Annotated in this window: 21 protein-coding genes; 11 read left to right on the top strand and 10 right to left on the bottom strand. The window is 37.0% G+C overall.

The window, feature by feature from the left end; genetic code table 11:
• Positions 1–430: 430 nt before the first annotated feature.
• The 5 genes from phoU to JNUCC51_RS20055 form a co-directional block, all read right to left on the bottom strand.
• Positions 431–1,090, bottom strand: coding sequence for a phosphate signaling complex protein PhoU (gene phoU, locus JNUCC51_RS20075; protein WP_268639483.1), 660 nt, complete (start codon positions 1,088–1,090; stop codon positions 431–433).
• Positions 1,091–1,102: 12 nt separating this feature from the next.
• Positions 1,103–1,936, bottom strand: coding sequence for a phosphate ABC transporter ATP-binding protein PstB (gene pstB, locus JNUCC51_RS20070; RefSeq protein WP_337989454.1), 834 nt, complete (start codon positions 1,934–1,936; stop codon positions 1,103–1,105).
• A 12-nt stretch (positions 1,937–1,948) separates the two neighbouring features.
• Complete coding sequence (pstA, locus tag JNUCC51_RS20065; RefSeq protein ID WP_337989453.1) at positions 1,949–2,827, bottom strand: phosphate ABC transporter permease PstA; 879 nt, start codon at positions 2,825–2,827, stop codon at positions 1,949–1,951.
• A gap of 1 nt (position 2,828) precedes the next feature.
• A complete protein-coding gene (gene pstC / locus JNUCC51_RS20060; protein ID WP_049663908.1) occupies positions 2,829–3,776 on the bottom strand; it encodes a phosphate ABC transporter permease subunit PstC in 948 nt (315 codons plus the stop codon).
• A gap of 64 nt (positions 3,777–3,840) precedes the next feature.
• Complete coding sequence (locus JNUCC51_RS20055) at positions 3,841–4,815, bottom strand: PstS family phosphate ABC transporter substrate-binding protein (protein WP_337989452.1); 975 nt, start codon at positions 4,813–4,815, stop codon at positions 3,841–3,843.
• A 365-nt stretch (positions 4,816–5,180) separates the two neighbouring features.
• Here JNUCC51_RS20055 and JNUCC51_RS20050 point away from each other — a divergent pair, with 365 nt between their 5' ends.
• Positions 5,181–5,375, top strand: coding sequence for a hypothetical protein (locus JNUCC51_RS20050; RefSeq protein WP_337989451.1), 195 nt, complete (start codon positions 5,181–5,183; stop codon positions 5,373–5,375).
• A gap of 134 nt (positions 5,376–5,509) precedes the next feature.
• Here the strand turns inward: JNUCC51_RS20050 and JNUCC51_RS20045 are convergent, their stop codons facing one another.
• The 4 genes from JNUCC51_RS20045 to JNUCC51_RS20030 form a co-directional block, all read right to left on the bottom strand.
• Entirely contained in the window at positions 5,510–7,714 is a 2,205-nt protein-coding gene (locus JNUCC51_RS20045; RefSeq protein ID WP_337989450.1) for a penicillin-binding transpeptidase domain-containing protein, read from the bottom strand.
• 370 nt (positions 7,715–8,084) lie between these two features.
• Complete coding sequence (locus JNUCC51_RS20040; protein WP_337989449.1) at positions 8,085–8,690, bottom strand: superoxide dismutase; 606 nt, start codon at positions 8,688–8,690, stop codon at positions 8,085–8,087.
• A gap of 218 nt (positions 8,691–8,908) precedes the next feature.
• Positions 8,909–9,388, bottom strand: coding sequence for a DUF456 domain-containing protein (locus JNUCC51_RS20035; protein WP_337989448.1), 480 nt, complete (start codon positions 9,386–9,388; stop codon positions 8,909–8,911).
• A gap of 192 nt (positions 9,389–9,580) precedes the next feature.
• On the bottom strand, positions 9,581–11,212 hold the full coding sequence (locus JNUCC51_RS20030; protein ID WP_337989447.1) for a Na/Pi cotransporter family protein: 1,632 nt from the start codon (positions 11,210–11,212) through the stop codon (positions 9,581–9,583).
• A gap of 195 nt (positions 11,213–11,407) precedes the next feature.
• Between JNUCC51_RS20030 and JNUCC51_RS20025 the strand changes: the two genes are divergently transcribed.
• The 4 genes from JNUCC51_RS20025 to JNUCC51_RS20010 all read left to right on the top strand — a co-directional run bounded on the left by JNUCC51_RS20025 (position 11,408) and on the right by JNUCC51_RS20010 (position 14,120).
• The gene (locus JNUCC51_RS20025) at positions 11,408–11,926 is read left to right on the top strand and encodes a DUF1189 family protein (protein WP_337989446.1); all 519 of its coding nucleotides are present in this window, start codon (positions 11,408–11,410) and stop codon (positions 11,924–11,926) included.
• A gap of 53 nt (positions 11,927–11,979) precedes the next feature.
• Entirely contained in the window at positions 11,980–12,324 is a 345-nt protein-coding gene (locus JNUCC51_RS20020; protein ID WP_049663892.1) for a hypothetical protein, read from the top strand.
• Positions 12,325–12,419: 95 nt separating this feature from the next.
• Positions 12,420–13,535 (top strand): flavodoxin-dependent (E)-4-hydroxy-3-methylbut-2-enyl-diphosphate synthase, encoded by a 1,116-nt coding sequence (gene ispG / locus JNUCC51_RS20015; protein ID WP_134018331.1) that lies wholly within the window; start codon positions 12,420–12,422, stop codon positions 13,533–13,535.
• A 12-nt stretch (positions 13,536–13,547) separates the two neighbouring features.
• On the top strand, positions 13,548–14,120 hold the full coding sequence (locus JNUCC51_RS20010; protein WP_337989445.1) for a 5' nucleotidase, NT5C type: 573 nt from the start codon (positions 13,548–13,550) through the stop codon (positions 14,118–14,120).
• A 42-nt stretch (positions 14,121–14,162) separates the two neighbouring features.
• Here the strand turns inward: JNUCC51_RS20010 and JNUCC51_RS20005 are convergent, their stop codons facing one another.
• On the bottom strand, positions 14,163–14,291 hold the full coding sequence (locus JNUCC51_RS20005) for a hypothetical protein (protein WP_268639474.1): 129 nt from the start codon (positions 14,289–14,291) through the stop codon (positions 14,163–14,165).
• 197 nt (positions 14,292–14,488) lie between these two features.
• Between JNUCC51_RS20005 and JNUCC51_RS20000 the strand changes: the two genes are divergently transcribed.
• The 6 genes from JNUCC51_RS20000 to JNUCC51_RS19975 all read left to right on the top strand — a co-directional run bounded on the left by JNUCC51_RS20000 (position 14,489) and on the right by JNUCC51_RS19975 (position 19,608).
• A complete protein-coding gene (locus JNUCC51_RS20000) occupies positions 14,489–14,983 on the top strand; it encodes a hypothetical protein (protein WP_337992268.1) in 495 nt (164 codons plus the stop codon).
• A gap of 541 nt (positions 14,984–15,524) precedes the next feature.
• A complete protein-coding gene (locus JNUCC51_RS19995) occupies positions 15,525–15,929 on the top strand; it encodes a MerR family transcriptional regulator (RefSeq protein WP_337992267.1) in 405 nt (134 codons plus the stop codon).
• A 32-nt stretch (positions 15,930–15,961) separates the two neighbouring features.
• Complete coding sequence (locus JNUCC51_RS19990) at positions 15,962–17,290, top strand: hemolysin family protein (RefSeq protein WP_337989444.1); 1,329 nt, start codon at positions 15,962–15,964, stop codon at positions 17,288–17,290.
• 168 nt (positions 17,291–17,458) lie between these two features.
• Positions 17,459–17,863 carry a hypothetical protein gene (locus JNUCC51_RS19985; protein WP_100543228.1) on the top strand — a complete coding sequence of 135 codons (405 nt, stop codon included), beginning with the start codon at positions 17,459–17,461 and terminating at the stop codon, positions 17,861–17,863.
• 157 nt (positions 17,864–18,020) lie between these two features.
• The gene (locus JNUCC51_RS19980; RefSeq protein ID WP_337989443.1) at positions 18,021–18,470 is read left to right on the top strand and encodes a helix-turn-helix transcriptional regulator; all 450 of its coding nucleotides are present in this window, start codon (positions 18,021–18,023) and stop codon (positions 18,468–18,470) included.
• A 403-nt stretch (positions 18,471–18,873) separates the two neighbouring features.
• On the top strand, positions 18,874–19,608 hold the full coding sequence (locus JNUCC51_RS19975; protein WP_337989442.1) for a metallophosphoesterase: 735 nt from the start codon (positions 18,874–18,876) through the stop codon (positions 19,606–19,608).
• Positions 19,609–19,633: the final 25 nt, after the last annotated feature.

The raw sequence follows: 19,633 nt of genomic DNA, 5'->3' as shown, positions 1-19,633 counted from the left end.
GGAACATACTCCTTTATAACCAGATCTTTTTTGTTTGTTAATCATAGTCATCATAATATTTTGTTTCAGCTTATCCGCTCATACTAATGATGAGGAGCTGTTGATTTTTCACGGAGAGTGGCGACTCCTGCGGGATGAGCTTGCGCTGAAAGCCCCGCAGGAACGTAGTGACGAGGAGATTGATCAATTATGCCTCGGCATAATTGCGTCCGGAATCGGCTTTGTGCCTGCACAAAGAACTCCTTTCCGATTCCGTGACATCCGCCGGAGGCTTTAATAACTTTCAGCGGGTGTCCAAACACCTGCTGAAAGTTATTAAAGCCAAGCCCGCGGAAAGCGCCAACTCGGAGTGAAAATCAACCTTTGTTGGATAAACACTTTATTCTTATGTCGACAAACAGAAAAGAGCCTATAATTGGCTCTTCCCTTACTAATTATTTAATTCATAATGTTTACCTTTAACTAAATAAAATAAGTGTTCAGCAATATTTGTTGCATGGTCAGCTGAGCGCTCTAAATATCGGCAAACAAAGGATAAGTGTGTGATTTGAGAAATATGTGCTGGATTTTCAGCACCTGCGCGCAACAATAATGTTATTGTCGCTCCGTATAAATCATCCACGTAATCATCTAGCTCAGCAATTTCCTTAGCATGAACAGTATCTTCCTCTGTAAAAGCTTTGATAATACTCTCTAGCATCTCTACAGTCTTGTTACACATCGTTTGCAAATTTGTTGTAGGAAAGACAAGCGGTTCTTTGCCAATTCGAATTGTCTCTTTAGCAATATTAACTGCATAGTCCCCTACTCTTTCCATATCAGATGCCGCTTTGACAAGCACCATGAGACGACGTAAATCAGTAGCTACAGGCTGCTGCTTAGCAATCATTAAAATAACATGGTCATTGATTTCTTCTTCAAGACGATTGATGATTAAATCGTCCTCAAGAATCTTTAAGGATGTCTCTAAATCCTGATTTATTAATGCTTCAAATGCTAATTTAAGAGCATTGATACTACTATTGGCAATCTTGATAAATTGTTCTTGGACCTCTTTTAATTCCTTTTCAAAACGTTCACGTACTACCATCTAATCTCCTCCTTACCCGAAACGACCTGAAATATAATCTTCAGTGCGTTGATCTGCTGGTGTTTGGAAGATAACGTCTGTTTTATCGTACTCAACTACCTCTCCACTCAGGAAAAATGCTGTACGATCAGAAATTCGCGCCGCTTGTTGCATATTATGTGTCACGATAATAATTGAATAATCTTTTTTCAGCTCTTGTACAAGTTCCTCGACTTTTAATGTAGAAATCGGATCAAGTGCAGATGTTGGCTCATCCATTAAAATAACATCTGGTTCAATCGCTAAACAGCGAGCAATACAGATTCGTTGTTGTTGACCACCTGATAAACCGTATGCATTTTGATTTAGGCGATCTTTTACTTCATCCCAAATTGCCGCACCGCGTAAAGATTTTTCAACGATTTCATCAAGAATCTTCTTATTCTTTATGCCGTGGATACGTGGACCATATGCAATATTATCGTAAATAGACTTCGGGAATGGGTTTGGCTTTTGGAATACCATACCTACACGAGTGCGTAATTCCTCAACAGTATAGCTTTTATCTAGAATATTGCGCTCACGATATACTATTTCACCTGATGTTCGAACACTTGGTACAAGCTCTACCATTCTGTTTAGAGTTTTTAAATAAGTAGATTTCCCACAGCCTGAAGGGCCAATTATAGCCGTTACTTCATTTTCGTAGATGCTTAAATTGATGTCTTTTAAACCATGATGATCACCGTACCATAAATTTAAATTACGTGTATCATATACTACTTTTTTGGCAACATCCGCAGATGGCTTTATAGCCGTATGAATCGATTTGACAATTGATTTTTCCTCTTTTATACCCAGTACCATAAGGTCACCTCATTAATAACGTTTTTGGAATTTATTTCGAATAAAGATGGCAATAGAGTTCATCAGTAAAAGCACTGTCATAAGAACTAAAATACCGGCTGCCGCTACATATTGAAATGCCTCTTGCGGACGTTTTGCCCAATCGTAAATCTGCATCGGTAAAGCTGTGAACTGGCTCAATAAACCATTAGGTAAAAACTGTAAAATAACAGGGATACCAATAACAACAAGTGGTGCTGTTTCACCTATCGCACGAGACATCGCTAATATACTTCCTGTTAAAATCCCAGGAATGGCTGCCGGTAGCACAACATGCAATATCGTTTGCCACTTTGTCGCGCCCATACCGTAAGAAGCTTCGCGTTGTTCGTTCGGTACAGCACGAATAGCTTCCTGTGCCGCAACAATGATCACTGGTAAAATTAATAAACTCATTGTTAAACCAGCTGCTAAAACACTTTTCCCTAGTCCCAGCATTCGAACAAAAATTGTTAAACCAAGTAAACCAAAAACAATGGAAGGCACACCTGCTAAGTTAGAAATATTCATACGAATAAAGTCATTTAGTCTATTTTTCTTTGCATATTCCTCTAAGTAGATCGCAGTCCCGACACCTATGATAATTGATACTGGAGCAACAACCGCCATCAGCCAAAGTGAACCTATTAAAGCTGCCTTAATACCTGCTTTATCTGCAAATCGTGAAGCAAAATTTGTTAAAAAATCGATTGTTAAATAATCGACACCTTGTGTAATTATTCGATAAAGCAAAATAGCTAGTGACACTAATGCAAAGGTCGTTGCTAAGAAGAATAATGACTTCCAAACTTTATTAAACGTAATACGCTTTGTCATTCGTTTCATGACGACCGTGTCATCAATATAGCGCATGCTAGTAAACCTCCCTGAAGCGTTTAGAAATATATTGAGCAAGTAAATTCATCACTAAAGTAAAGATAAATAATGTGAATCCTACTGAATAAATCGAATAATAAATTGTCGTACCATAGCCAGCATCGCCTGTTGCGACTTGTACAATATACGCAGTCATCGTTTGAATCGAGTCCGTCACATCTAAATCGAATTTAGGTGTAGATCCACCTGCAAGTGATACGATCATAGTTTCTCCAATTGCCCGGGAAATGGCGAGAACAACCGAAGCGATAATGCCCGATAATGCAGCTGGTAATACTACTTTTATAGCTACTTCAAATTTTGTTGCTCCTAGAGCTAAAGCTCCTTCACGCATACTGTTTGGGACAGATGACATCGCGTCCTCAGAAAGTGATGTAATCATTGGTAGAATCATAATACCTACAACAATCCCCGGACTAAGTGCATTAAAAAGTTTCAGCCCTGGAATAATTTGCTGTAACATCGGCGTGACAAATGTTAATGCGAAGAAGCCATAAACGATCGTTGGTACACCTGCTAACACCTCTAAAATAGGCTTAACCGTACGTCTTATTTTTTCGCTTGCATATTCACTTAAATAGATTGCAGAAGCAATGCCAAATGGTACTGCTACAACAACTGCAATAAGTGTGACTTTCAATGTTCCAGCGATTAAAGGTAATATCCCAAATAACGGTTCCTTCCCTGAAAACGGTAGCCACTGTGTACCAAATAGGAAATCCGTAATCGAAACACGTTTAAAGAATTCAAACGTTTCAAAAATAAGGGTGAAAACAATGCCAAATGTCGTCAATATAGAGATAAGTGCCGCAGAAAATAATAGGGTTGGCATTGCTTTTTCCACTATTTTCTTTGTTTTTTTATTGCGCGAATTTGCAATTAATTGCTGCACAGATGATGTCTTGTTTTCTTTTTGAGAAACCATTGGGTGCTCCTTTCAAATAAGAGAGGGAAAGAGCATACATCTCTTTCCCTCCATGCATGTCTACTTATTTTAAGCCTTCTAAAGTTTTTAAAGCTTCACTATATTTATCTTCTGGTAGACTGACATAACCTACTGCTTCTGCCATATCTCCTGCGTGCTCAAGTGTATATTTGACAAAGTCATATGCCGCTTCATTATCTTTCATAGCACTATTTTTCACATATACAAATAGTGGTCGTGAAAGCGGTGCGTATTCACCAGATTCAATTGTTTTATTTGTTGGCTCAACACCATTTATATTTACAATGCCTAATTTATCTTTATTTTCTAGGTAGTAAGCGTAGCCAAAGAAGCCGATTGCGTTTTTGTCACCCGCTACACCTTGAACTAGCATGTTATCATCCTCTGATAATGTTGCTGTTTTTGCTAGATCAGCGCCGTCTAAAATAACTTCATCAAAGTAATCGTACGTCCCTGAGTCAGTACCTGGTGAGTAATACACGATTTTTTCATCTGGCCAAGATGGATCGATATCAGACCATTTTTTCTCTTTACCATCTTCAACCCAAATTTTCTTTAATTGTTCAACTGTTAAATCCTTCGCCCAATCGTTTTCAGGATTCACGACTACTGATAAACCGTCATATGCTATAGGAAGCTCTGTAAAAGCAATTCCTGCTTTCTCTAGTTTTGCTTTCTCTTCATCTTTTACTGGACGAGATGCATTTGAAAAGTCTGTCTCACCTGCGATGAATTTTTCAAAACCACCACCAGTACCAGAAACACCTACCGATACTTTGACATTCGGTTGAGTCCCTGCATACTCTTCAACTACTGCCTCAATAATTGGTGCAACAGTTGATGAACCATCTCCAGAAACAGCTCCTTGAAGTTTTTTGTCAGCAGCATCTTGTCCTGAACTCGCCGGTGCATTTGTTTCTGTGTTGTTACCTTTTTGTGCAGATTCGCTACCACATGCACCAAGCATTAATGCTGAACCCATTACCGCTGTCATCGTTAAGTACTTCCACTTTTTCATCTCATTTGCCTCCGTCACTAACATTTTTATAGTTGTTTGTCTTACAATCTTTACTATAATGACTAAATGTTGAAGTCGTATAAACAGTTCGTAAAAGAGACGTAAAGGAATGTAATGCTTTGTAAATGATTGTAAAGATGAATTTACAATTGAATCAATTTTCCACAGGATGTAAAGTTCTTAGCCAGAGTTCCTCGATTTCAGTTAGTAATTGAGCATCCACTAAAAATGGGCATTTCCACAATCATCTCACTATCTTAAGAGAAGAAAGTCTTCTTTGGAATGAAGATAAAACTTGCTTCCCTTTGGAAAAATGCTATAATATGCAATTGTGTCAGGAAATAATCTAAGAGGAGTTTGACTTTGTGATAAAGCATGCAAAAGTACAAAATGCCGATTACTTTAAAACGTATTTAACACTTGTTATGGAAAATCGGGAATATACTTTACAGGAAGCCGTTGATTTTATGGTAGAGTCTTATTTCTGTAATAATATAGAGCTTTATGGATTAAAACCGAAACAACAATTTGAAAAAGCTATTCAACAATTATCTGTATAATAAGTCTTTTATAAAATAATAAAACACGGTATGAAAATGTTGATCTTTCATACCGTGTTTTTTCGCAGATATTCAATAATAACTCTGAAACTGTAAAAAAACCGCTAGGCATAGAAATGCACTAGCGGTTTTTCTTATTCTTGCTCATCTTCACTAATTTTGTCTTCTGTAATAGCTGGTAAAATTGGTTGTTTTACATTACTATCAGTCACTTTTTCAGCGTTATATTTTGCTTTCAACTCAAAATATTTATCTACAGATTCTCTAGCAATAACATTATTATTAGTTAAATGTGCACCTGTGTTAGTCGTTGCCCATGGAATGACAACAGCATAGGCAATTTCAGGATTTTCATAAGGAGCAAAACCAACATGAGTAAAGGTAAGTGTATCCGTACCATAATACTCTTTTAAATCTCCATAATATACTACCTGAGCCGTTCCTGTTTTACCTGCTGCTGTATAAGGTGCATTGGCAAATGCACCTCGCGCAGTACCTTGCGCACCTGTATAAACTCGGCGTAACCCTTTTTTCACATAATCAATTTCTTCTGTAGGATTATCGATTCGATTTAAAATTGTTGGCCCTATTTCAGTCACTAATGGACCTAACTGTTTCCCATCTTTTGATGGTTCACGTACCTCTTTCACAACATGCGGCTTAATACGATAACCACCGTTTGCCACTGTTGAAATATATTGTGCTAATTGTAAAGGCGTATACGTATCATATTGTCCAATCGCTAAGTCGAGTGTTTTACCACCCATTGTTGGACCAGATGGACCCGCTACTCCACTAACTTCATTCGGCAAGTCAATACCTGTTTTTACACCTAAGCCAAATTGTGCATAATTTTTACGCATTTTAGGGAATGTATCATCTTTTAAACGAAGTGGCATCTTATAGCTATACGGTGTTCCATTAATAAGCATTGCAATTTTAAACATATAAACATTTGACGAACGTTCTAGAGCCGTTAAGTCATCCATCTGAATATAACCACCTCGGTTAAAAATAGAGGTTTTTGCTTTTGTTCCAGCTAATTCAATAGGTTCATCCACCATTGTGGTACCCATTGAAACAACACCTTGATTATAACCAGTAAGGAGAGTTGCTGCCTTAACTGCAGAACCTGCCTCATAAGCTGTTGTAAAGGTACCATATGAATAATCGACCACTTCATATTTCCCTGTTTCAGGATTTTTCACAATCTTTTTACCGACCATTGATAAAACATCGCCTGTATTTGGGTCCATCATAACTAAAAAGGCACGATCAAGTAAATACGAACCACCTTGGGATTTTAATTTAAGCAATTCTCGCTCGACAATTTTTTCTGTTTCTAATTGTAGCTCACTATCAATTGTAAGTTTTAAATCTTTACCTGGCTCACCTTCAAAGGTAGTAACGGTATCGACTACCTGCCCTTTTTTATTCGTAATATTTTTAACAACTGATTTTTGTCCTTGCAGTAAATCTTCATATTGTGCTTCTATATAACTTTCACCAACACGGTCATTTCGTGAATAATCACGAGCTAAATAATAATTCAGCTTTTCTTTTGGAATCCCTTTTGTTGGTACTGTTGTACGTCCTAAAATACCAAGTGTTGATAATTTTAAACGCTTCCAGTCAGTTGTTGTGTTCACTCCTGGTAGTTGAGTTAAACGCTCAGAGACACGTGCAAATTCATCCGCAGACACATTTTCACTCTTAATAATTTGAGGTGATAAATTGTACCCTGATACCATCTCTCGATAGATTGCTAATACTTCTAAGTCTTTTTCTGTCAATTGCAATAATTCTTCGTTTGTAATTCGTTCACGAACAAGCTTATCTATCTGTGCATTGATTTGACTTGTCTGTACATTTTCTTGGGTTTTAATTTTCTTTTGTTCTGCTGCTGTTACTTTTTTATAGGCAGCATCATGGTTTTTTATAATCCAAAAATCTTGTTTGTCACGTAATGTGACACGGTTTGTTGGCTGCTCAATCAATTTTGCCAGCTTTTCGGCTATGTCTAACATTTCCTCTGTTGTTGTCGCCGGCATTTTCGTATACGTAATAGCGTTTTCTGGTTGGTTATCCACTAAAATACGCCCGTATCGATCATACATTCGTCCCCTTGGCACACTTGTATTGACAGCTACCTCCTCTTTACGCTCTAAATCGCGTACATAATCTTCCCCTTTTACGATTTGCATATAGCCAAGCCTAAAAATTAGCATTGAAAATACGAGAAATATAGCAAAGAAAAGGACATTCATACGAAATGTTAAATTAGAGTGATGTTTTGCTTTAACACTCGTCGCGCGATTTTTTCCCGGTGCTTTGCGCATATGTATTCCCCTCCTCATCTAATTACAATTTAAATACACGATATTTAGTATACCATTCGAAGGTACGACAGGAAAGCATGCACTTGAGAATTTCTGCTTGAAAACATCATTTATTTGACGGCACTTTAAGATGAAAAGTTGCTGTTTTTTTATCGATTGTTTGAAAAATAGTTTTTATATTTAATATTGGAGGGTGAGCTACAATGTGAAGCTTCTTCACCAAACGTTCTGGCGATTGCTTCTCCCTTTCTACATTCACCTTAAATTGTATTGGATACAACAAACATTGTAGCATCCAAAAAAAAGACAGCAAAAAAGGCTATGCCTTGGCGAGTAATCACCTTTGACATAGCCTTCTAATAAACATTGATTATTTTGCAGCTTGGAATTTAGCTTCAACTACATCCCAGTTTACTACGTTCCAGAATGCACCGATGTAATCTGGACGACGGTTTTGGTAGTTTAAGTAGTATGCATGCTCCCAAACGTCTAAACCTAGCACTGGAGTTTTACCTTCCATAACTGGAGAGTCTTGGTTTGGAGTAGATGTAACAGCAACTGAGTCACCATCAACGATTAACCAAGCCCAACCTGAACCGAAGCGAGTTGTAGCAGCTTTAGCAAATTCTTCTTTGAATGCATCGAAAGAACCGAATTTAGCATCGATTGCTTTTGCAACTTCGCCAACTGGAGTTTTTGAACCGCCTGGAGCGATTACTTCCCAGAATAATGTGTGGTTTGCATGTCCGCCACCGTTGTTACGTACAGCAGTTTGTTTGTCAGCTGGAAGAGCATCAATGTTTGCGATAAGATCATTAATATCTTTTTCAGCAAATTCAGTGCCTTCTACTGCTGCGTTTAAGTTTGTTACATAAGTATTGTGGTGTTTAGAATGGTGAATTTCCATTGTTTTTGCATCGATATGTGGTTCTAATGCGTCATAAGCGTAAGTTAATTGTGGTAATTCAAAAGCCATTGTTAAGTTCCTCCCTAAAGTAAAGAAATAATTAATACATTCTTAGATTATCAAAATTGGTCAAACCATTCAACGAAAAATACTTCAAATTAAAGATTTCAGCCTTTTGACTGAAAAAACAGTACGTTTACTATCCTACCCTATTGTTTTGTCAATTATGCCTCGGCATAATTGCGTCCAGGAATCGACCAAAGGCTTTAAAAACTATATGGAATAAATCATATCGCTATAAAGAACACCACAATCATGACGATTTGAATTACTGCTTTTGCAAGTGTTGATGTTAAGAAGCCAACGAGAGAGCCAACACCGCTTTTCACAGCCTCTCCAAATGTACGACGCTCTACAATTAACTCTCCAATCACAGCTCCTAAAAATGGGCCGACTAATATACCTACAACCGGAATAACGAACGGACCAATTAATAAACCAATGGTACTGCCCCACATACCAGCATTTGAACCACCAAATTTTTTAATACCAAAGGCATTTGCTACAGAATCAGCAACAAATAAAATGACAACAAATATAATTTCAGTCGCCCAGAACCACCAGCTTAGCTCCTCAAATGAAAAAAATAATCCATATACTATAAAACCACCGATTAAAAAAATCACACCTGGAATTATCGGGTATACCAATCCTACAAATGAAATGATAAAGCAGGCAATCACTAAGATCCAGCCAACAACTTCCATAAAAATTCTCTCCTTTTGTCGTGTATCAGGTTAGTTAACTTAGAAGAAGCTAATCTATTCTATTGACGTGAGCTGAGCCACATCCTCCGCTACAATTTGCTCTAAATTAACAAAGAAATCCTTATCCTACTCAACCAGCCTGATCTTGCATCACCTTTCATACGGATTCACAAAGCGAAAAGTTTCGTTGATTTAATGTCGAATCCCTAAAATTGAGTCAGCTATATTTACAGCATGATCTCCTATACGCTCTAAATTGCTAACGATATCCGTATAGACGATTCCCGCCGCTCCATTACATTCATTTGTATTTAAGCGCGCAATATGCTTTTGTCTTAGCTTATCTTCCATATTATCTATCAAGCTTTCGAGCTCAGTTACTTCCTGCGCCAAGCTCAAACTAGCTGTATCTAGAGCTGCTATACTCTTTCGTACAGCTTCAATCGCCAAGCTAAACATGCCTATTAAATCCTGTCGAGCTGACTTGCTTAAACTTACCTCATGATGATCTTTATATTGTAAAAGCTCTAAAATATTTTCAAAATGATCGCCAATACGTTCAATGTCTCGTACATTTGTTAGCAGTGTATGGTGTCTTACTGAGTCTGCTCGAGAAAGTGGTTGCTTAGACACCATCACTAAATAATTCGTGATTTCCTTGTCTAAATGATTGAGCGCTACTTCTAATTGTAAAACTGTAGGAATATGTGCACTTTCACCTGTTTTCATATACAAAAATGTTTCTTCTAAACCATGAAGTGCATGTTCCCCCATACGTAACACTTCTTCTTTCGCTTGCCCAAGTGCAATCGCTGGAGAAGAATCAATGAATGATGGGTCTAAATGCTTCGTTGTCACATTAATATTTCCATCATGCCCAGGTACTAGCTTCGTGACAAGTGCAGCCAATCCTCCGATAAATGGCAGCTGAATCATCATGTTAATCACGTTAAATGAGCCATGCGCTATCGCTATTTGCATTTTCGCTTCTAAATGGAATAGCCCACTAATCCACTGAACGTAATGCATAAAGGGTATAAAGAACACCATAAAAATGATCGTACCTATAATATTAAATAGCACATGGGCTGCAGCCGCACGTTTAGCATATATAGAAGCACCAAGTGATGCTAAAACTGCAGTAATGGTCGTTCCTATATTTTCACCAAATAAAATAGGCAAAGCGCTATCTAAGCCAATTAAATGCTCAGCATATAAGCCCTGTAGCACACCAACTGTAGCTGTTGAGCTTTGGACAAGCAATGTAAAAATTGTCCCAAGAAAAATCCCTACAATGGGCTGATCCCTTAGATGAATCGTTAATGATGTTAGGTCCGCTAATTGATGAAGTGACTGCATGCTTGCACTCATTAGCTCTAATCCTAAAAATAATCCACCGAAGCCAAATATTATTTGTCCGATATACTGATACGCCGCTTTCCTAAAGAAAAATAATAACCCAGCACCAATCGCCAATAAAGGATAAAAATATATACCGATATTAATACCAATAATAAAGGCGGTTATGGTCGTCCCAATATTTGCCCCCATAATGACACCGATTGCTTGACGTAATGTTAAAAAACCTGCACTCACTAGCCCAACCGTAATCACCGTTGTTGCAGAGCTCGACTGGATACAAATCGTTACAATTATTCCCACTAGCACGCCCATTAAAGGGTTTGTTGTAAAACGATTCAACCATTCCCGCAGTCGATCATCTGCTGATTTTTGAAGCCCATCCCCCATAAATTTAATAGAAAATAAAAAGACTCCTAAACCACCTAAAAATTGAAACAGTATGCTTTGCCAATCTATTGTCAATTGTATTCGCTCCAATTCCTACATCTCTACTTCTCTATTCCTAATCTTTAAATGATAGTTTAAAAAAAGTAAAGAAAACCTTTAACTTCTTTACACAATATTAACATTTCATTAACGTATTCTCAGTAATTATTACTAATTTCATATCTTGTCAAAGTTGAACATGGTAGAATAGCGATTGGAGGAGATATGCTTATGAAACACTCACAACTATTTATCGATAGCTTAATTCATCCAAAAAAACTTGCTGCCTATCGTTTATTACCTATCGGAAAAGTCATTCAATATACCTTTCTTCTAATTACTGTTGTTACAGTTTTCTCTTTTGGTCGTTTTACGGCCGGATTGTCTGTTGATACACTTGATATGAATAGTTTAAATGGTATTACTGAATACATAGAAGGCGTTAAATGGGTATTGTATCCCGTGACATTCATTATGCTTTTTGTTTTTACAACGATGCTTATTTTTACACAAATTGCACTATATGCCTTAGCAGGTCTACTGATTTTAAATGTCATGAAGCGTCGTGGAGAATACCGTCACATTTGGAGAACTACGACATTTGCCATGACTTGGGCAATTCTAATAAGTATGCTATCGGATTATTTACCGATTAACAGTACAATTATCTCTGTTTTTTCTTTATTTTTAACTGTGACTCTACTAATCGTAGCCCTCACAAAATATCCAAAACAACCAATCACAAAATAATATGCATGATTCCCCTCTCTTCTAAATATAGTGTTAGAAAAGGAGGGGATTTTTTGCGTGCTTTAGTGTTAACAGCTATCATTATTATTTTTGCTTTTGTTGTGAAAGTAGATTTAACAGAAGGTTCATTACAATTTGCTGCCATTAATCCGAAAAATACTGAAAACGCCCTTTGTGAGAAGCAGCGAGAGCCAAATTATATCACTGTACAGACTATTCAAGGCGATACCATCCACAGTTTATTTGCACTTCATCCTGCCAAAGTACCAATGACCTTTCCTGAACGTTTACAACTATTTTACGAATTAAATCCACACTTACAATTACAGGCGCTTGTTCCTGGTGAAAATATTAAGCTTCCACTGTCATTTGAATTTGAAAACACATGTGGAAAATGAAAAGTTAGCGTTTCTTCCTTGTCCTTATTTTCTTACACTGCTAAAATAAATGTCAGTGACGGTCGAAAGTATGGCCCGAAAAGGAGAGAAAGTTAATGAGTGAAATTTGTCACCGTACAAATACACGTCCCGTGCGTGTCGGTAATTTAACAATTGGTGGTAGTAATGAATTATTCATTCAAAGTATGTGTACAACAAAAACACATGATGTCGAAGCAACAGTAGCAGAAATTCTTCGTCTTGAGGAAGCAGGCTGTCAAATAGTTCGCGTAGCAGTACCAGATGAGCGTGCAGCTGATGCGATTGCTGAAATCAAAAAACGTATCAATATTCCATTAGTAGCTGATATTCACTTTGACTATAAATTAGCTTTAAAAGCAATTGAAAATGGTATCGATAAAGTTCGTATTAACCCAGGTAATATTGGGCGCAAGGAAAAAGTAGAAGCTGTTGTTAATGCAGCTAAGGCTAAAGGTATTCCAATCCGTATCGGGGTAAACGCTGGTTCATTAGAGCGTCATATTTTAGAAAAATATGGTTACCCTACTGCAGACGGTATGGTAGAATCTGCCCTTCACCATATTAAAATTTTGGAAGACCTGGACTTCCACGATATTATCGTGTCGATGAAGGCATCAGACGTAAATCTAGCGATTGAGGCCTACGAGAAAGCGGCTAAAGCCTTTGATTATCCACTACATTTAGGAATTACTGAATCAGGCACATTATTTGCGGGTACAGTAAAATCAGCGGCTGGCCTTGGCGCGATTCTATCAAAAGGTATTGGTAATACGCTACGTATTTCACTTTCAGCAGACCCTGTTGAAGAAGTTAAAGTAGCACGTGAGCTATTAAAATCATTCGGTCTTGCTTCTAATATGGCAACACTTATTTCTTGTCCTACATGTGGTCGTATCGAAATTGATTTAATTTCAATTGCCAATGAAGTAGAAGAATATATTTCTAAACTTAATGTACCGTTAAAAGTAGCTGTTCTTGGTTGTGCGGTAAACGGTCCTGGCGAAGCACGTGAAGCCGATATCGGTATTGCTGGTGCTCGTGGTGAAGGTTTACTATTTATGAAGGGCAAAACAGTACGTAAAGTGCCTGAAGAAACAATGGTAGAAGAGTTGAAAAAAGAAATCGATAAATTAGCAGCTGAAATGGCAGAAAAGCGTGCGGCTGAAGAAGCAGAAAAAGCGAACGCCTAAGGAGGTGCTAGCATGAAAAAGCCCCGCTTTGGTATTGATATCGATGGAACAGTGACATGTCCTAGTACACTCATTCCACATATCAATAAACAATACAATGTAAATATTACACTCGACGATGTGTGTGAATATGATTTTTTATCAGCATTTCCCCACCCTGTTGATCGTGTAGCATTTAATACATGGTTTAAAGAAAATGAGCCATTTATGTATGAAGTTTCTGAAGCAGCTAAGGATGCAAAAGATATTTTAAATACGTGGAAAGAAAACTACGAACTTTATTACATCTCTGCTCGTGGTGAGAATGTATCAGATGTTACGCTAAATTGGTTTAAATCACAGTCTATCCCTTATGATCATATCGAGCTCATTGGTAGTCACGATAAGATTTCCGTAGCAAAAAAACATGGTGTTGAGGCATTCTTTGAAGATAAGCATGATAATGCGGTCATGCTTGCGGAGGAATTAAAAATACCGGTCGTATTATTTGACACTCCGTATAATCGTCTTGCTGTTCCGGACAATGTAGTACGAGTTTATAACTGGCAAGAAGCCAACCAATTTATCACAAACTATTTTAAATAAATCAAGGGTCGTGTTCATGCATTGAACACGACTCTTGATTTTTTATATCTCAAGTATCCCTCGCAACCAACGCTCCACAAAACTTTCAAAAGTAATACCATAATTTTCATAAACAGCATGGTACACAAAATAAGTTCCTAATCGCTCAAGTAATTCATCATTAATTTTCATCACAAACCGCTCCCTTTCTTCGGATATTTATCTAAATTTTCAGATACTTAAACTTTCATTTTTCGAACATTCTAGTGGAGGTCGTATCGTTGCAAAACCGTCACAATCTGCCGCCTTCATGCCCTTTCTTCGTAGTTTTCTTTTCGTTAATATAGTAGTAACAATTTGCAATACTGGAGGGACTACTTGTGAGATGGATGACAAAGGTAGCTTGTATAACATGTCTTTCCGCGCTGCTAGCTGGCTGTGGTGATCGATTATCTGAAATTAAAGAAGCGGCTTCAGGCATAAATTCAGCAGCAGAAACTGCAGCCAGTGCAGTTGGTCGTGATGTACATGCTATACGAGCAATTGCCATTAACTATAAAGATACATCTTTTACGGTTAATGACCTGTTTAAAACTATTTTACGTGACGTACGCTGGGATTATGACGCTGAAAAAAGTGAGCTTCATGTGAGAGGTACATGGCAAGCACCACTATTTTCTGAGCAACCGTGGGATGATACGATGAAAAAACAACTAGCAGAAACAGGTGTAGTAAAGGTTACGTGCACTATTAAGAACAATAAAATTGATAGCGCTCTCACAAACGTAACACTAATTTTTAATGATGAAACGATTGTAGAAATGACTGGCGAAGATGCACTTCATCACCTATATGATACATATTTACAAAAAGAAACTTCGTAGTTTTCTATTTTTAAAAATTTATATAAAGTATAGCTCTTCTGCAAAAATGAGGTTGATTTCCGTTCCAGGCTGCGGGCCTTGTTAACACTACGCTTTCGCACAGACAAGACCCTGTTTTTAAATTACAATGCCTAAAGATACTTTTTAAGCGAAGTAGTTGATTGGAGTGGCGACTGGAAGACAAAATAAAGGATTCGCATACAGTTTTGTGTGCGAATCTTTTTTGCTCTTTGACAGGTGTATGTGGATAATAATTAAAAGTTGGGTGATAAATCGTAAAAGTTAGTCGATAAAATTCAAAAGTGTGCTATCGTGCCGAGTATTGTTTAACATAACAATTTTACTCGCTTATTATTTTTTCAAGAACATATAGCTTTTCTAACATTTCAGTTGTTATGAAAGCTATTTTATGTTCATTCACAAATAGCCCCCTCCCCCAAAAGAAATCTTACAATTTCGAAATATTGGACTCTCTTATTTGAAACCGACCCAGCCAGCAAGTTATAATCAAAGTATCACGTGATGGTTTGGAGGTGTTTGCATTGGGACAGAGAGATTAAAAATTGGCGAGCTTGCAGAAAAAACAGGCATTACAAAAAGAACAATCGATTATTATACAAACATTGGCTTATTAGAAGCAGAACGTTCTGCATCCAATTATCGCTACTATGGCCCTGCAATGATTGAACGACTTCATTTTATTGAGCAACGCAAACAGCAAGGTCTTTCACTCGTAGATATACAACACGAACTAAACATCACACCGCATGAAGAAATCGATGTACAAATGCTACGTTTAAAAATGCAAAACTTAGAGCAAGATGTAACTTTTCTCCTTGAACAAATAAACAAACAAGACAATAAAGATATTGAAAAGATTAAAAAAAATGTTTCTCCCGAAAGCATTGCACTTTTGCAATCTTTACTTTTACTTATTCATAATTAGGAGGTGACGTTCTGTTCATACAGAACGACTATTTGGAGACCATACTCAACTTATCGATTTTTACCATTTTATTAGCTTTAACTGGCTTTTTCGTGGCAACGGAATTCGCTATTGTAAAAGTACGTTCCTCAAGACTTGACCAATTAATTGCGGAAGGTAATAAAAGAGCCATTTCTGCAAAGTATGTTGTCAATCATTTAGACGAGTACTTATCTGCCTGTCAGCTTGGTATTACTGTAACAGCGCTTGGTATAGGGATGGTCGGCGAAAAAACCTTTGAATTTATGCTACATCCTCTTTTTAACTTGATTGGCATTTCAGATAGATATATGACGATTTTTACAATTGGTAGTGCTTTTGCCCTTGCAACATTTTTACATGTTGTAGTCGGTGAGTTGGCACCAAAAACTGCTGCGATTCAAAAGGCTGAAACGATTACACTCCGTTTTGCCAAACCCATTATGCTGTTCTATAAAGTGATGTATCCATTTATCTGGTTCTTGAACGGCTCAGCTCGAGTATTAGTTGGCCTTTTCGGTATGAAGCCTGCTTCAGAGCATGAGTTATCACATACTGAGGAAGAACTACGATTACTGCTATCTGAAAGCTTTGAAAGTGGTGAAATCAATAAAACAGAGCTAAAGTTTGTGAATAATGTCTTTGAATTCGATGAACGTATTGCTCGTGAAATTATGGTTCCTCGAACAGAGATTGTTGGAATTGAAAAAAATGAATCTTTTACAAATATGATTCATTTTATCGCCGCTGAAAAATATACTCGTTATCCTGTTTATGATGGTGATCGTGATAATATTTTGGGCTTTATCAACGTCAAGGAATTGTTTACACACGGTTTACTTAAGCAACTTACAGACGATTCATTAATCCTTGAGGATTTCATTAATCCTGTTATACGAGTAATTGAAACAATTCCTATTCAAGAATTACTTGTACGTATGCAAAAAGAGCGAATTCATATGGCCATTTTAATGGATGAATATGGTGGGACATCAGGGCTTGTAACAGTTGAGGATATTTTAGAAGAAATAGTAGGTGAGATTCGCGATGAGTTCGACGATGATGAAATTGCGGAAATCCGAAAAGTAAGTGACAATCACTATATTTTAAATGCAAAAATGCTCATTGAAGATGTTGAAAAACTGTTAAATGTAACACTTGAAGCAGAAGAAGTCGAAACAATAGGTGGTTGGTTTTTAACTGTAAATAATGGCATTAGAGCAACTAAAAATATTGAGCTGGCCCCATATATTTTTAGTATTTATGAGCAGCAAGGGCATCGGATTCATTACATCGAAGTTCGTCCCCTTCGCAATATTTTACCAACTGTATTAGAAGCATAATCTGACTGATACTGTTTTCTTAATAACTTATAACAGTTTTAACTCCATTAGTTTCATTCAAATAGGTCCATTCTAGTGCTTCCGAATACTTTCTTAGTATTCCATTATTAGTCATATCCGTATATAATAGATATATGGATATGATTCTATTTTCAGGGGGCATTACATATGAAATTGTTTAAACTATATCATTCGGACGGTATTCATATCATTACTGACGTCAAAAAACACAAAACTAACATTGAATTAAAAACAATTACAGGTGAAGTATTATATATTATCGTAGTAACAGATGAAAACTACACGGTATACGATGATCGCTTTGCAGGTGCTTCAAAGCAATTAAATTCTGTAGAGGCATTTGATATTGATGGAAGCTTCCGTAGCTTAGATTTTGATAATATGCGTTCACTTTTCAAAGAGGCATTTACGAAACTATTACAAGAGATTGCTGAATGTGTCAATGAAAATGATGAGCTAGTTGATATCGATACACTACGTCATAAAGTAAGTGCTCAAATTAAAGGTATCCATTTCCGTGTTATTTCTGACACGAAAAAATACGAGTTTTAAATACTTAACAGACTGTCCAAGAGGTTGATTGCGGGACAGTCTGTTTTTCCGTTACAAATATTCAGTACTTTAGCCGTAATTTAACCGCAGTTTCCCGCGAAACAGAAAACATTCATGTATAATAGTATTTAACTATCTGAAAGAAAGGGTGTTTTGGATGAATCGTGAACAATTAATCACACTTATTTCAGAAAAACTGAAATTAATCCGTACTGAAAAAGATTTAACACAGGATCAGATGAGTGATTTACTAGGACTCTCTAAAAAAACACTTGTTCAAATTGAAAAAGGTCGTATTTATACTGGTTGGACTACTACGGTTGCAATTTGTGCATTATGCCGAGAAAGCTCAATTTTACAGCATGAGCTTGGCGGGGATCCACTTGAGGTTGTTGACTTAATCGCTAATAACGGCACATTACAACCTAAGGAAAAGACGATGGGTGGATACATATGGTGGAAAAATCTTAGCGAGTACAAAGGTTATCGTCTACAACAAAACGTCATTAGTCAGCATTTTCGAATTTTAGATACGAATAACTTTCGACTACTGTCAACATTCGACGAGTCAATAGCCAAGCAAGAATGGGAAAAGTTTCAAGAATAATCAATGTACTGTACTTGCACATAGCGTAGAAGCATTGCATCCAAATACTTCTACGCTATGTGCAAGTAGTATTAGAATCGGAAACTGCCAATGATGACGCTCTATTTGTATCTATATTCTCCATTTGTATTTGTTGACCACTCTCCCCTCTCCTAGCAATTACATTTATCTCACCGCCTATAAATGAATATAAATTCTCTCTCTTCTCTATTCCAACACTATAGACGAATGAATAATGAAATGGAGTAACTTTTTCATATGATACAGTGTAACTAGAAACCGATAGTATGGAATGATAACATTACAATCAAACTTTTGGTTAAAAGTTACATTAGTCGAAATTTGTAACACTATTCTCTATACTTAATAATAGCTTCTCTAATACTGGAAAGGATGCTCTTTTATGGATCGAATACTAGCAATTAGTGATATACATGGGGAATTAGAACTTTTTGAAGAATTATTATTAAAAGCAAATTATGACACTACACAAGATCAGCTATTTTTACTTGGCGATTATGTTGATCGAGGACCTGCATCTTGTGGAGTTTTAAACTTAGTTGGAGAATTGCATGCAAAAGGTGCACGTGTTCTATTAGGAAATCATGAAGCCATTATGCTAAAAGCCTGTCGCTCTGGCCATCCTAAGCCGTGGAATCATTGGGTGGAACTGTGTGGTGGCGAGGCAACACTTGCAAGCTATGGTTATCATTTAGACGACTTTAAGGAAGTCATCGAAAATGAGACATTACCTAGCTTTATTCAAACCTTACCAAAGCTCGAAGAACATTTACAGCTTATCGAAACCTTTGATACTTACATCGAATTAGAGGATGCAATTTTTGTACATGGCGGCGTTGTTCCAGGAGTAGCTTTGGCAGAAACGGATCCCATGCAATTTTTATGGATTCGTGAAGAGTTTCATGTAGGTTATCAAGGCGAGAAAACTGTAATCTTTGGCCATACACCTACCTATAGACTTCACCAAAATCAAACAGATTACAGTGTCTATTTTGGCGAAAATAATATCATTGGTATAGATGGTGGAGCTGTTTTTGGAGGTCAGTTATACGCATTAGAATGGCCAAGTCGTCAAATAATCTCTGTAGAAAAAGAAAAGCCAACAAGTGTAGAATAACCTGTTGGCTTTTCGTGCTTAATGA

Origin of the sequence: Lysinibacillus sp. JNUCC 51 (genome assembly GCF_015999525.1) — a bacterium.
GTDB lineage: Bacteria > Bacillota > Bacilli > Bacillales_A > Planococcaceae > Lysinibacillus > Lysinibacillus xylanilyticus.
The sequence above is the reverse complement of the archived record's forward strand: the minus strand, read 5'-3'. Positions and strand labels throughout refer to the sequence as shown.

What these genes read in the sequence shown, in the direction of transcription:
- JNUCC51_RS20000 (WP_337992268.1), top strand. Translation starts at nt 14,489, where the DNA reads ATGACAAAGGTAGCTTGTATAACATGTCTTTCCGCGCTGCTAGCTGGC.
- pstA (WP_337989453.1), bottom strand. Translation starts at nt 2,827, where the DNA reads ATGCGCTATATTGATGACACGGTCGTCATGAAACGAATGACAAAGCGT.
- JNUCC51_RS20040 (WP_337989449.1), bottom strand. Translation starts at nt 8,690, where the DNA reads ATGGCTTTTGAATTACCACAATTAACTTACGCTTATGACGCATTAGAA.
- JNUCC51_RS20045 (WP_337989450.1), bottom strand. Translation starts at nt 7,714, where the DNA reads ATGCGCAAAGCACCGGGAAAAAATCGCGCGACGAGTGTTAAAGCAAAA.
- pstC (WP_049663908.1), bottom strand. Translation starts at nt 3,776, where the DNA reads ATGGTTTCTCAAAAAGAAAACAAGACATCATCTGTGCAGCAATTAATT.
- pstB (WP_337989454.1), bottom strand. Translation starts at nt 1,936, where the DNA reads ATGGTACTGGGTATAAAAGAGGAAAAATCAATTGTCAAATCGATTCAT.
- ispG (WP_134018331.1), top strand. Translation starts at nt 12,420, where the DNA reads ATGAGTGAAATTTGTCACCGTACAAATACACGTCCCGTGCGTGTCGGT.
- JNUCC51_RS20005 (WP_268639474.1), bottom strand. Translation starts at nt 14,291, where the DNA reads ATGAAAATTAATGATGAATTACTTGAGCGATTAGGAACTTATTTTGTG.
- JNUCC51_RS19980 (WP_337989443.1), top strand. Translation starts at nt 18,021, where the DNA reads ATGAATCGTGAACAATTAATCACACTTATTTCAGAAAAACTGAAATTA.
- JNUCC51_RS20035 (WP_337989448.1), bottom strand. Translation starts at nt 9,388, where the DNA reads ATGGAAGTTGTTGGCTGGATCTTAGTGATTGCCTGCTTTATCATTTCA.
- JNUCC51_RS20055 (WP_337989452.1), bottom strand. Translation starts at nt 4,815, where the DNA reads ATGAAAAAGTGGAAGTACTTAACGATGACAGCGGTAATGGGTTCAGCA.
- JNUCC51_RS20025 (WP_337989446.1), top strand. Translation starts at nt 11,408, where the DNA reads ATGAAACACTCACAACTATTTATCGATAGCTTAATTCATCCAAAAAAA.
- JNUCC51_RS19985 (WP_100543228.1), top strand. Translation starts at nt 17,459, where the DNA reads ATGAAATTGTTTAAACTATATCATTCGGACGGTATTCATATCATTACT.
- JNUCC51_RS19975 (WP_337989442.1), top strand. Translation starts at nt 18,874, where the DNA reads ATGGATCGAATACTAGCAATTAGTGATATACATGGGGAATTAGAACTT.
- phoU (WP_268639483.1), bottom strand. Translation starts at nt 1,090, where the DNA reads ATGGTAGTACGTGAACGTTTTGAAAAGGAATTAAAAGAGGTCCAAGAA.
- JNUCC51_RS20010 (WP_337989445.1), top strand. Translation starts at nt 13,548, where the DNA reads ATGAAAAAGCCCCGCTTTGGTATTGATATCGATGGAACAGTGACATGT.